This is a genomic window from Sphingomonas sp. S1-29 (assembly GCF_026167545.1).
Lineage (GTDB): Bacteria > Pseudomonadota > Alphaproteobacteria > Sphingomonadales > Sphingomonadaceae > Sphingomonas.
The window spans coordinates 384,097-396,103 of the sequence record NZ_CP110678.1 but is presented as its reverse complement, the minus strand read 5'-3'; the positions used below and the strand labels follow the sequence as shown (position 1 = coordinate 396,103).

Genomic DNA, 12,007 nt, shown 5'->3' with positions numbered 1-12,007 from the left:
CTCATTCGTTCCTATTCTGTCGCCGCGCGCCAGAGGGAGACTGGACCCGAGCGTCCTCATGACGCTCCCACAGATCCGGCCTCCGTGACCGTGTATCGACCTCGGCCTGTTGCTTTCGCCAGGCCGCGATCCGCGCATGATCCCCCGATCGCAGCACTTCGGGGATCGTGCGGCCCTCCCATTCTACCGGTCGGGTATATTGCGGATATTCGAGCAGCCCCGTTTCGAAGCTCTCGTCGTCCCCGCTAGAAGCCGCGCCCATTACGCCGGGAAGCAGTCGAATGCAAGCATCGAGCAGCGTCAGCGCCGCCATCTCGCCCCCCGACAATATGTAATCGCCGATCGAGACCTGTTCGATGTCGCGCGCCGCGAACAACCGCTCGTCGATCCCCTCGAACCGGCCGCACAGGATCGTTACCCCCGGCCCCCCCGCCAGCGCGCGCACCCGCGCCTGCGTCAGCGGCGCACCACGCGGGGTCATCGCAAGGACGGGCCTTCCCCCCTCAACGCTGCCAAGCGCGGCGGCGATCACATCGGCGCGCATCACCATCCCCGCCCCGCCCCCCGCCGGGGTATCGTCGACCGAGCGATGCTTGTCGGTGGCGAAGTCGCGAATTTGCACCGCCTCGAGCCCCCACCGCCCCTCGCGCAGCGCCCGCCCTGCGATCGATGCGCCGAGCGGCCCGGGGAACATCTCGGGGTAGAGGGTGAGGATGGTGGCGGCGAAGGTCATGCCTTGACCCACTCGCGCAATTGCAGGGCGCGAGCAATATGGCGTGGCGCCTGTGCCTTCCCGAAGTCGGTGATGCCTTCCCCCTGCAATGCCCCTCTCGTATATTTTCACGGCTGAGGTACCGCGATAAGCACCGGCTCGTCATCGAACGTCGATCTCATCGCGCCCAATTCTCAACCTGCAATGCCGTCACGTCATTAAAGTCGCGCTCATTTGCCGTGACCAGCGTGAGTTTGCAGGAGAGTGCATGAGCCGCGATAAGCCGGTCGAAACTGCCGCGGCGGAAGGGCAACCGCGAATACTGTTCGGCGGCGTTTCGGTCGAATGGCAACGCTTCGATCACCGCGAAGAACTGCGCGGCCCGCTGGAGGGTCGCGGGATCGGCATGGACGAAGCCGCGCATAACCTCGGCATAAGCGATCGACGAGGTAACGACGCTTCCGCGTGCCATCTCTTGCAGGCGCAGCGCGGCGGGCGAGCTTGCATCGGCCAAAATATAAATGACGATGTTTGAATCAATGAGAAACTGCGGATTAGCCATGTTTGGGCTCTAATAGGTGCCACTCACGTGGATTATCTTCGAACTCGCGTTCCTCTTGGGTGAGCGGCTTCAACCAAGGCATCGACCCGGCAATTCCCGTCAAGTCGATCAGTTCAGGTTCCACCGGAGCGGGTTCGAAAACGAATTGGCCATGGTCCTCGCGCAGGATCATTTCGGTGCCCTCCAGCACGCCAAGCGACTTCGGCAGTCGCAACGCCACCGAATTACCCGACTTGAAAACTTTCGCGCGATATTCCCGGCTCATTGCAACCTCCGTAGATACCGAACGTATATACGCGGCGCATTCAGCACAAGGGCGGCCCCAATGGACGACTGCATCATCATCGGCGGCGGGCCCGCCGGCCTTACCGCGGCGATCTATCTCGCGCGCTATCACCTCTCGATCCGGTTGTTCGACAGCGGCGACAGCCGTGCGGCGATGATCCCACGAACGCACAACCACGCCGGCTATCCCGGCGGCGTCGAGGGCCCCGAGCTACTGCGGTTGATGCACGAACAGGCCAAGAGCTTCGGCGTGTCGCGCGAGAACCGCGTCGTCACCGCAATCGAAACCGCTGGCGAGAACTTCATCGTCCGCACCGCCAATCACGATTTCGCCGCGCGCACGGTGCTGCTCGCGACGGGCGTCGTGAATTTGCGCCCCAAGACGCTCGACGACGCGCTTCATGACGACGCGTTGCTTCGCGGCCTGCTGCGCTACTGCCCGGTCTGCGACGGCTATGAGGTCACCGACAAGCGCGTCGGCGTCATCGGCACCAGCGACCACGGCATGAAGGAAGCATTGTTCCTGCGCGCCTACACCGCCGACGTCACGCTGATCGCGCCCGACAGCGAGCATGATCTCGACGCCGCCTGCCTCGCCAAGCTCGACGACGCCGGCATCGTCCGCGTCGATGGCCCCTGCGGCGATTATCGCATCGAAGACGAGCGTTTCGTCGTCGAAACCGCCACCGGCCCGCTATCGTTCGACAGCGTATATCCCGCACTCGGCTCGACGATCCGCTCGGACCTCGCCATCGCCGCGGGGGCCGAGACCGCCGAAGACGGCAGCCTGAAGGTCGACAGCCATATGCGCACCAGCGTCCCCGGGCTGTTCGCGGCGGGCGATGTGGTGCTTGGGCTCGATCAGATCAGCAACGCGATGGGCCAGGCCGGCGTGGCGGCGACGACGATTCGTAACCTGCTCAACGAGCGCACGCCGATCCGGCGCTGAACCCGCCGCTCAATCCTCGACGTAGGCGCTATCCAGTAGCATCCGCGCGGCATCCCATTCGGGCACCGCTTCGGGCCGCATCGGCACCATGAAGCGCTTGGCGCGTCCTTGGTCGTCGACGGGCTTTTCGATCTCTATCACGTCGCCGGCGCCGAAATTATCGATCGCCACGACGCGGCCGACCGCATCGCCGTCGGTGCTCACTACCGGCAGCCCGATCAGGTCGACATGATAATATTCGCCCTCGGCCAGCGGCGGCAGCGCCGAGCGCGGAACGGTCAGTTCGGTGCCGCGCATCGCCTCGGCAGCGTTGCGATCGGCGACCTCGGCGAAGCGCACAATCGCGCCTGCCGGGACGATCCGCAGCGCCTTCACCGTCAGCGCGCCATCGTTGAAGCTCTTATGCGGCGCGAGATCCTCGGCGAAGACCTTCAGCCGCACCTCGCCGCCGATGCCGTGTGCACCGGTGACGACGGCGAGCGTCACGCGCTTGTCTCCCGCCCCGCTGGCGGGAGGAGTCGAGGGGGGGCTTGTTGACATAGACGTTCGCTAGAGGCCCACGGCCCCTCCCCTAACCCCTCCCGCCAGGCGGGAGGGGGACATCGGTTCAGCCCTCGGCCGGTGCGGCCGCGCTCTCGCCTTCGTTGGTCGCGTCTTCGGTCGCTGCTTCCTCGGCGGGAGCGGCTTCCTCGGCAGGCTTCGCCTTGGCGGCTTCCTCGGCTTCGCGGCGAGCGTCTTCAGCTGCCTGGACCTTGGCTGCACGCTCTTCGGCGCGCTCGGTCGCCTTCTCGCCGGGCTTGCCCTTGTTCGGGTTGCTGCGCGCCGCACGCTCGCGCAGGCCGGCTGCGTCGAGGAAGCGGGCAACGCGGTCGGTCGGCTGCGCGCCGACGCTCAGCCAATGGGCTGCACGCTCGTTGTCGAGCTTGATCCGCTCGGCATCGTCCTTGGCCAGCAACGGGTTGTACGTGCCGATCTTCTCGATGAATTTGCCGTCGCGCGGTGCGCGCGCATCGGCGATCACGATGCGGTAATAAGGGCGCTTCTTCGAACCACCGCGCGACAGGCGCATGCTGATTGCCATGTAATCGTCTTCCTTCTTTGAAATCGTCGCCCCAGCGAAAAGCCGGGGTCTTCTGGTTGATGGTCCGAACCGCACCGCGAGACCCCCGCCTTGGCTGGGGCGACGGGAAAGGTCCGGGCTAGCTCACTTCTTCTTCATGAGATTCTCGAACCCTGGTGGCAGCTTCATCGTGCCGTCACCACTCCCGCCCAAGCCGGGCAGCCCGCCGCCCGCCTTCGACATGAAATCGCCCATTGCGGGGCCACCCAGCGCGTTGCCGATGCCGCCCATGCCGCCGCCGGGACCGCCCTTGCCGAGCAACGCCGCCATGCCCTTGATGCCGCCCATCTTCTTGATGCGCTTCATCGCACCGGCCATTTCCTGGTGCATCTTGAGCAGCTTGTTGACGTCCTGCACGGTCATGCCGCTGCCCTTGGCAACGCGGATCTTGCGCTTGGCGTTGAGCAGTTCGGGCTTGGCGCGTTCCTTGATCGTCATCGATCCGATCATCGCGTCCATCCGCAGCAGCAGCCGCTCGTCGACCGCACCATTGGCCATTGCCGCCTGCGCCTTCTTCATGCCCGGGATCATGCCGGCAAGCGCGCCGAGGCCGCCCATCCGCCGCATCTGGCCCAGCTGCGCGCGCAGGTCGTTCATGTCGAACTGGCCCTTGGACAGCCGCTGCGCCATTCTTTCGGCATCATCGACCTGGATCGCTTCGGCAGCGCGCTCGACCAGCGAGACGACGTCGCCCATGCCAAGGATGCGCCCAGCGACGCGCTTGGGATGGAACGCCTCGATCGCGTCGAGCTTCTCGCCGGTGCCCGCGAACTTGATCGGCTTGCCCGTCACCGCGCGCATCGACAGCGCCGCGCCGCCACGCGCGTCGCCGTCCATCCGCGTCAGCACGACGCCGGTCAGCGGCACCTGGTTGCTGAAGTTCTGCGCGACGTTCACCGCGTCCTGCCCGGTCAGCGAATCGACGACGAGCAGGATTTCGTTGGGCCGCGCGATGTCGGCAACCGCCTTCATCTCGTCCATCAGCGCCTGATCGACGTGCAGACGCCCGGCGGTATCGAGCATCACCACGTCGAAGCCCTGCAGCTTCGCCGCCTGCAACGCGCGTCGCGCGATCTCGACGGGCTGCTGGCCCTGGACGATCGGCAGCGTCGAAACCTCGGCCTGGGTTCCCAGCACCGCAAGCTGCTCCTGCGCATTGGGGCGATTGACGTCGAGCGACGCCATCAGCACCTTCTTGCGCTCCTTGCCCGCCAGCATCTTGGCGAGCTTGGCAGTCGTCGTCGTCTTGCCCGAGCCCTGCAGGCCGACCATCATGATCACCGCGGGCGGCGAGACGTCGATGTTGAGCCCCGCGGTATCGGGCCCCAGCATCTCGACCAGCGCGTCGTTGACGATCTTGACGACCTGCTGGCCGGGCGTGACCGACCGCAGCACCTGCTGACCGATCGCCTTTTCGGTGATCCCTTCGACGAAATCGCGCGCGACGGGCAGCGCGACGTCGGCCTCGAGCAGCGCGATCCGCACCTCGCGCATCGCACCGCGCACATCGGCTTCGCTCAGCGCACCACGGCCGCGCAGTCGGTCGAAGACGCCGCCTAGCCGGTCACTGAGGGATTCGAACATGCTCTACTCCAGTCGCTTCGTGCCGCCCCGACCGTAACGCAAAACACGCCGGCGGACGAGAACTCGTCGGCCGGCGTACCCCTTGGGGCGCGGATGCATCACGTTCGCGAAGGAACGATCGAGAGCGCCAATAGCGAGAGTCGGTGTCAGAGGCAAGCATCGCTTGTCAGCGAGCGGCCTTGCCCCAGCAACCCGCGCGCACCCGCGCCCTTAACTCCTTCTATACCCACATCATGCCAAGTACGCGGCATGGAGAACCCGAGCATGCCGAGCGATCACGACCTGCTGGAACGCCGGCGCACGAGCCTCGTCCGCACCGATATCATCACCGGCGCGGTTTCCGCCGCCGCGATCCTGTTGTTCGTCGGTACCGGCGGCGCAGTGCTGTCGCAGACCGTCGCGCACTATACTGAAGGTGGGGCGCCCGCCGATCGCGGGCTGGTGATCGCCTTGCTGCTCAACGTCGCGCTGGTGCTGATCGGCTGGCGCCGCCACGACGCGCTGTCGAAGGAAGTCCGCGTCCGCACCGCTGCCGAAGCGCGCGCGACGATGCTGGCGTCGCGCGATCCGCTCACGGGCTTCTACAATCGCCGCAGCCTGGCCGACGAAGGCGCCGCGCTGCTCGCGCTGGCCAAGCGTCGCGGCAAGGCTGTCGCATTGCTGATGCTCGATCTCGACCATTTCAAGTCGGTCAACGACATGCACGGCCACGCGATCGGCGACACCTTGCTGCGGATGGTCGCCGACGAGATCATCGCGATCCTGCCGCCGACCGCGCTCAACACCCGATTGGGCGGCGACGAATTCGCCTGCGCCTTCCTGTTCGATCCCACCGTCCCCGACATGGTCGATCGGATCGCCGACCGCCTGGTCAGCCGCCTGGCGCAGCCGTTCGAGGCCGAGGGGCTTCGCCTGCACATCAGCTGTTCGGTGGGAATCGCGCGATCGGACTTCGAATGCCCGACGATCGAGGCGCTGATGCGCGCGGGCGACATCGCGATGTACGCCGCCAAGAAATCGGGCCGCAACCGCTGCGTGTGGTTCGACGCATCGATGGAGCGCGAGCTGCAGCAGCGCAACGACCTCGAACAGGGGCTTCGCGTCGGCATCCCGCGCGGCGAGATCGTCCCCTATTTCGAACAGCAGGTCGACATCGCCACCGGCAAGCTCAACGGCTTCGAGGTGCTTGCGCGCTGGGAGCATCCGACGCGCGGCATCATCAGCCCCGAACGCTTCATCCCGATCGCCGAGGAAACCGGCATGATCGCCGACCTGTCGATGTCGATCATGCAACAGGCGTTCACCGCGGCGCGCGACTGGGATCCCTCGCTCACCATCTCGATCAACATCTCGCCCTGGCAGCTGCGCGACGCGTGGCTGGCGCAGAAAATCATCAAGACGCTCACCGAAACCGGCTTTCCCGCCGGCAGGCTCGAGATCGAGATCACCGAAAGCGCGCTGTTCGAGAACATGGCGCTGGCGCAATCGATCGCGGGCAGCCTGAAGAACCAGGGGGTGAAGCTGGCGCTCGACGATTTCGGCACCGGCTATTCGAGCCTCGCGCATCTGCGCGCGCTGCCGTTCGACCGGATCAAGATCGACAAATCCTTCGTCACCTCGATCAACGAAAGCGCCGATTCGGCGGCGATCGTCACCGCGATCGTGCGGTTGGGCGAAAGCCTCAACCTCCCCGTCACTGCCGAGGGGATCGAGGACGCCGCGATCGAGGCCCGGCTGAAGGCGATGAACTGCGCCAAGGGCCAGGGCTGGTTCTACGGCAAGCCGCTGTCGCTGATCGGCGTGCGGCGGTTCCTCGCCGAGCGGCACATGCTGCTGGGAACACCCGCGAGTGGCTTCGTCGAGGCGGTCGACGGGCGGCGCATGGCTGGGTGATCGGGGACGTTGGAAAGCCACTATCGCGCGGCCTGAACTCGGGTTAGGCTTGGCCAGCGATTAAGGAGTTCGTCCTTGCTTTCCATGCTCTTGGCTTTCCTTCCGGCACCGCAGCAGACCGTACCTGCGACCCCACCCTCCGCGTCGTGCGAATATGACGACAGCCTGCTGACACTGAGCTTTGATGCGTTCGATCAGGACCCCAAGGGCGGCTGGCGAGCCTTGGCCGAGCGGCCTGGATGTGAGGAAGCTGCCGCCGATCTAATCTACCATTATCGCTTCCGAATGGCCCAATTGATCCCGTTGATGACCTGGCATGAGGCACAATTGCGCGCGCAGGCAGGGGCCGACGCCGGAGCGATCGAGTTGATGCGGCAATCGCGCAAGCCCGACGATGCCGACCCGACCGGCTGGAACCCATATGTCGATGCCACGATCGCGTTTCTTCGCAAAGATAAACCGGCTTTCCTGGCCGCCCGTGAACGACTGCGCGTCCTTCCGAAACCAGTAGATCAGCCGAAGGAGCGGGCATGGCCGCCCAACGGTCATGTGATCGAGCGGCTGTGGAAGTGTTTCGATCAATCCTACGAGGTCGCCTATAGCTCCGCCTGCTGAGGCAGTTTCGCCTTCTCCCCTCCCTGAAAGGGAGGGGTTGGGGGTGGGTCGGCTGCTTGGGCCATGTACCGCCCCGACAACGGACCAACCCACCCCCGGCCCCTCCCTTTCAGGAAGGGGAGGCCCCCTCACCAGCCGCTGTCGCGCGTCGCCAGATATTCGCGCTCGGCTTCGGTGCTTTCGCGGCCCAGCGCCGCATTGCGGCTCGGAAACCGCCCGAAGCGCGTCACCACCTCGGCGTGATCGCGCGCGAAGGCGATGTTCTCGGCCACCCCCAGCGCCTCGAACAACCGCACGCTCTCGGCCTGCGTTGCGGCGTCCTCGGCGTGCATGAAGGGCATGTAGAGGAACACCCGCCAGGCATCGGGCATCGCCCGGTCCCAGCCGCGCGCGATCGCCGCGCGTGCCAGCTCGAGCCCCAGCGCATCGGCTTCGAACGCGCGCGCGGTGCCGCGGTGGATGTTGCGCGTGAACTGGTCGAGCAGGATCACCGCCGCAAGCAACGGCTCGGGCGCATCGCGCCACGCCGCCGCACCGGTCTCCAGCACCTGGTCGCGCAAGCCTCCAAAGCGATCGGCGATCATCGCGTCGAACCCGGCATCCTGCGCGAATTGCCGCTCGGGCGGCGTCTCGTCGAACCAGAACGCCAGCACGCGCGCGGCGGCTGCATGGACTTCGCCGCCATCGGTCCCTAGATCGCTCGCCATGGTCGCTCCCCCTCGATTGGTCCTTTGCCGGTGACGAACATCGTCACCTTGGGCTGTCGCCTGAACATCGCCGAAAGCGAAACGATCCGCGCGCTGGTCGGCGACCGTGCGGTGGCGGTGGTCAACAGCTGCGCGGTGACCAACGAGGCGGTGGCCAACACCAACCGCGCGATCCGCCGCCTGCGCCGGCTCCATCCCGATGCCGAACTTGTCGTGACCGGATGTGCGTCGAACATCGATCCCGAACAGTATCGGTCGATGCCCGAAGTCGATCGCGTCGTGTCCAACCTGACCAAGCTCGATCCGATGCATTGGGCGCCCGACGCCGTGACCGCACCGCGTCCCATTTTCGCCAGCCATTCGCGCGCGTTCGTCGAGGTACAGAATGGCTGCGACCATCGCTGCACCTTCTGCGCGATCCCCTATGGCCGCGGCCCCAGCCGGTCGCTGCCCGCGGGCGGGGTGATCGAGCAGGTCCGCCAGTTCGTCGATTCCGGCCACCGCGAGATCGTCCTGACCGGCGTCGACCTGACCAGCTATGGCCACGACCTTCCCGGCCAGCCGACGCTCGGCCAATTGGTCGAACGTATCCTGATCCACGTCCCCTCCCTCCCGCGCCTGCGCCTGTCGTCGCTCGACGGGATCGAGATCGACGACCGGCTGTTCACGCTGCTGACGCAGGAAGCGCGGGTGATGCCGCATGTCCATTTGTCGCTGCAGGCGGGCGACGACCTGATCCTCAAGCGGATGAAGCGGCGCCATAGCCGCGCGCAATCGGTGGCGTTGGTCGAGCGCCTCAAGGCCGCGCGCCCGGCGATCGCGATCGGCGCCGACCTGATCGCGGGCTTCCCGACCGAAGACGATGCCGCGTTCGCCAACACCCTGGCATTGCTCGACGATTGCGACGTGGTTCACCCGCACATCTTCTCCTTCTCGCCGCGCAGCGGGACGCCCGCCGCACGGATGCCGCAAGTCGCGCCAACGGTGGTGAAGCAACGTGCGGCGCGCCTGCGCGAGGCGGCGCAACGTCGCCGCTCGGCATGGCTGCGGTCGCTGGTCGGCACTCGCCAATCGATCCTGATCGAACGCCCCGGCGACCGCGGCCATGCCGAAAACTTCGCCGAGGTGAAACTGGCCTCGGAACCGTTCGCGGCGTCCCCAGGACGTGTCGCCCCGACCCTCATCACCGCCGCCACCGAAACCGCGCTTACAGGAAATTTCGCATGACCAACTCCAGCTGGCACGATCGCCTGCTCGGCGGCTTCCGCAAGACATCGGACCGGTTGATCGGCAACCTTGCGGGCCTGTCGGCGGCACGGCTCGACGATTCGACGCTCGACGAGATCGAGGAGGCGCTGATCGCCTCCGACCTCGGCCCGCAGACCGCCGCGCGGATCCGCACCCGCCTCGCCGACGGCGCCTATGAGCGCAACATGGAAGAGCTCGGCATCCGCCTGGTCGTCTCCGAAGAGATCGAGAAGGTCCTCGAAAAAGTCGCGCAGCCACTAGAGATCGACGCCTTCCCTCGCCCGCAGGTGATCCTGGTGATCGGAGTCAACGGATCGGGCAAGACCACGACGATCGCCAAGCTCGCCAAGACGCTGGTCGACCAGGATTATGGCGTGATGCTGTGTGCGGGCGATACCTTCCGCGCCGCCGCGATCGGCCAGCTGCAGACCTGGGCCGATCGCGTCGGCGTGCCGCTCGTGCGCGGCTCAGAAGGCGGTGACGCGGCGGGTATCGTGTTCGAGGCGGTGAAGCAGGCGACTGCCACCGGCATCGACGTGCTGATCGTCGACACTGCAGGACGGCTGCAGAACAAGCGCGAGCTGATGGACGAGCTCGCCAAAATCCGCCGCGTGCTGGGACGCCTGAACCCCGAATCGCCGCACGACGTGGTCCTCGTCCTCGACGCCACTACCGGCCAGAATGCGCTTAGCCAGATCGAGGTGTTCAAGGAAGTCGCCGGCGTCACCGGGCTGGTGATGACCAAGCTCGACGGCACCGCGCGCGGCGGCGTGCTGGTGGCGGCGGCGGAGAAATACCGGCTGCCGATCCACGCGATCGGCGTCGGCGAGCAAGCGGATGACCTGCGCCCGTTCGACGCCAACGAAGTCGCGCGGATCATATCGGGCGTTGAAGCGATGGTGCGATGACCCACCCCCGTTCGTTTCGAGCGAAGTCGAGAAACGTTCTGGCACCACCCACCGCAAGGTTTCTCGACTTCGCTCGAAACGAACGGAAGCACATCAAGTGACCACCAAGCCCCCCCTCTCCCCCACCGCACGGATGGCGATCGATTACGGCCCGCTGGTCGTGTTCTTCGCCGCGAACAGCCTGCTGCCCGGCAGCCAGCTCGAGCGCGTGCTCGCGGCGACCGCGGTGTTCATGGTCGCGATCATCGCAGCGATGGTCTATTCGCAGATCAAGGCGGGGACGATCTCGCCGATGCTGTGGCTATCGGGGGCGCTGGTGCTCGTGTTCGGCAGCCTGACGCTGTATTTCCACGACCAGGCCTTCATCCAGATGAAGCCCACGATCGTCTACGGGATGTTCGCCGCGATCCTGGCGTTCGGCCTGATCACCGGACGGCCGCTGCTGCAGAGCCTGCTCGAAACCGCCTATCCGGGGCTCACGCCAAAGGGATGGCGGCTGCTGACGATCAACTGGATGATCTTCTTCGTCGCGCAGGCGGGGCTCAACGAGGTGATGCGCGCCTGGCTCGATTGGGATGGCTGGGTCGCCTACAAGACCTGGGCGGTGATCCCGATGACGCTGATCTTCGCGATCGCCAACATCCCGATGCTGATGCGCCACGGGCTGAAGGTCAGCGACCCCAAGGAAGCCCCGATCCCGCCCGAGGGTTGAGGGTGACCGCCATGCCGAACCGACGGGTCCGGCATGGCGATCGAACCAGCTCAGCCCTTCGCGGCTGCGTAGCGCTGCGACACGACGTCCCAGTTCACCACGTCCCACCATGCCTTCAGATACGCGCCGCGATCGTTGCGGTACGTCAGGTAATAAGCGTGCTCCCACACGTCGTTGCCGAGCAGCGGGGTGCCCTTGGCCTCGACGACGTCCATCAGCGGATTGTCCTGATTGGGGGTCGAGGTGATCTGCAGCGCGCCCGATGCGTCGGCGATCAGCCACGCCCAGCCCGAGCCGAACTGGCCGGCGCCCTTGGTGTTGAACTCTTCCTTCAGCTTGTCGAGCCCGCCGAATGCTTCGACCGCCGCCTTCAGCTCGGGCGACATTTCGCCGCGCTCGCCTGCCGGGGCCATCGTCTTCCAGAAGAAGTCATGGTTCCAAAAGCCGCCGCCATTGTTGCGTACCTGCGTCGATGCCGACGAGATGTTGGCGAGGATTTCCTCGATCGACTTACCCTCGAGTCCGTCCTTGGCGACGCCCTCGTTCAGTTTGTCGGTATAGGCCTTGTGGTGCTTGTCGTGGTGCAGCGTCATCGTTTCCTGGTCGATGGTCGGCTCCAGCGCGTCATAGGCATAGGGCAACGGGGGAAGTTCGAAAGCCATGGAATCATGCTCCTAAATTAAGGGTTCGGCAGGGGAACGCCGGAGCCCTT

Annotated in this window: 14 protein-coding genes; 6 read left to right on the top strand and 8 right to left on the bottom strand. The window is 65.8% G+C overall.

Features of this window, described 5'->3' with window-relative positions:
* Position 1 precedes the first annotated feature (1 nt).
* The 3 genes from trmD to OKW76_RS01865 form a co-directional block, all read right to left on the bottom strand.
* On the bottom strand, positions 2 to 733 hold the full coding sequence (trmD, locus tag OKW76_RS01875) for a tRNA (guanosine(37)-N1)-methyltransferase TrmD (RefSeq protein ID WP_265550619.1): 732 nt from the start codon (positions 731 to 733) through the stop codon (positions 2 to 4).
* 157 nt (positions 734 to 890) lie between these two features.
* Complete coding sequence (locus OKW76_RS01870) at positions 891 to 1,274, bottom strand: type II toxin-antitoxin system VapC family toxin (RefSeq protein ID WP_265550617.1); 384 nt, start codon at positions 1,272 to 1,274, stop codon at positions 891 to 893.
* Complete coding sequence (locus tag OKW76_RS01865) at positions 1,267 to 1,539, bottom strand: AbrB/MazE/SpoVT family DNA-binding domain-containing protein (protein WP_265550615.1); 273 nt, start codon at positions 1,537 to 1,539, stop codon at positions 1,267 to 1,269. Before OKW76_RS01865 ends, OKW76_RS01870 begins: the two co-directional genes overlap by 8 nt.
* A 60-nt stretch (positions 1,540 to 1,599) precedes the next feature.
* On the opposite strand from OKW76_RS01865, the gene OKW76_RS01860 reads away from it, so the two are divergent.
* Positions 1,600 to 2,508: an NAD(P)/FAD-dependent oxidoreductase gene (locus tag OKW76_RS01860; protein WP_265550613.1), complete on the top strand. Its 909-nt coding sequence runs from the start codon at positions 1,600 to 1,602 to the stop codon at positions 2,506 to 2,508.
* 9 nt (positions 2,509 to 2,517) lie between these two features.
* Here the strand turns inward: OKW76_RS01860 and rimM are convergent, their stop codons facing one another.
* The 3 genes from rimM to ffh form a co-directional block, all read right to left on the bottom strand.
* Positions 2,518 to 3,048 (bottom strand): ribosome maturation factor RimM, encoded by a 531-nt coding sequence (rimM, locus tag OKW76_RS01855; protein WP_265550612.1) that lies wholly within the window; start codon positions 3,046 to 3,048, stop codon positions 2,518 to 2,520.
* 67 nt (positions 3,049 to 3,115) lie between these two features.
* Entirely contained in the window at positions 3,116 to 3,589 is a 474-nt protein-coding gene (gene rpsP, locus OKW76_RS01850) for a 30S ribosomal protein S16 (protein ID WP_265550609.1), read from the bottom strand.
* A 123-nt stretch (positions 3,590 to 3,712) separates the two neighbouring features.
* Positions 3,713 to 5,212, bottom strand: a complete 1,500-nt coding sequence (gene ffh, locus OKW76_RS01845) for a signal recognition particle protein (RefSeq protein ID WP_265550608.1) — start codon at positions 5,210 to 5,212, stop codon at positions 3,713 to 3,715.
* 264 nt (positions 5,213 to 5,476) lie between these two features.
* On the opposite strand from ffh, the gene OKW76_RS01840 reads away from it, so the two are divergent.
* Positions 5,477 to 7,105, top strand: coding sequence for a putative bifunctional diguanylate cyclase/phosphodiesterase (locus tag OKW76_RS01840; RefSeq protein ID WP_265550606.1), 1,629 nt, complete (start codon positions 5,477 to 5,479; stop codon positions 7,103 to 7,105).
* Between the two features lie 75 nt (positions 7,106 to 7,180).
* Positions 7,181 to 7,720: a hypothetical protein gene (locus tag OKW76_RS01835; protein WP_416221832.1), complete on the top strand. Its 540-nt coding sequence runs from the start codon at positions 7,181 to 7,183 to the stop codon at positions 7,718 to 7,720.
* 128 nt (positions 7,721 to 7,848) lie between these two features.
* Here OKW76_RS01835 and OKW76_RS01830 read toward each other — a convergent pair whose 3' ends face one another.
* Entirely contained in the window at positions 7,849 to 8,427 is a 579-nt protein-coding gene (locus OKW76_RS01830) for a DUF924 family protein (protein WP_265550604.1), read from the bottom strand.
* 24 nt (positions 8,428 to 8,451) lie between these two features.
* On the opposite strand from OKW76_RS01830, the gene mtaB reads away from it, so the two are divergent.
* From mtaB to OKW76_RS01815, 3 genes are all read left to right on the top strand, one after another.
* On the top strand, positions 8,452 to 9,654 hold the full coding sequence (mtaB, locus tag OKW76_RS01825) for a tRNA (N(6)-L-threonylcarbamoyladenosine(37)-C(2))-methylthiotransferase MtaB (protein WP_265550603.1): 1,203 nt from the start codon (positions 8,452 to 8,454) through the stop codon (positions 9,652 to 9,654).
* Entirely contained in the window at positions 9,651 to 10,583 is a 933-nt protein-coding gene (gene ftsY / locus OKW76_RS01820; protein ID WP_256507474.1) for a signal recognition particle-docking protein FtsY, read from the top strand. Before mtaB ends, ftsY begins: the two co-directional genes overlap by 4 nt.
* A gap of 133 nt (positions 10,584 to 10,716) precedes the next feature.
* A complete protein-coding gene (locus OKW76_RS01815; protein WP_265552708.1) occupies positions 10,717 to 11,295 on the top strand; it encodes an inner membrane-spanning protein YciB in 579 nt (192 codons plus the stop codon).
* Between the two features lie 50 nt (positions 11,296 to 11,345).
* Here the strand turns inward: OKW76_RS01815 and OKW76_RS01810 are convergent, their stop codons facing one another.
* Positions 11,346 to 11,957, bottom strand: a complete 612-nt coding sequence (locus OKW76_RS01810) for a superoxide dismutase (protein ID WP_265550599.1) — start codon at positions 11,955 to 11,957, stop codon at positions 11,346 to 11,348.
* Between the last annotated feature and the right edge of the window lie 50 nt (positions 11,958 to 12,007).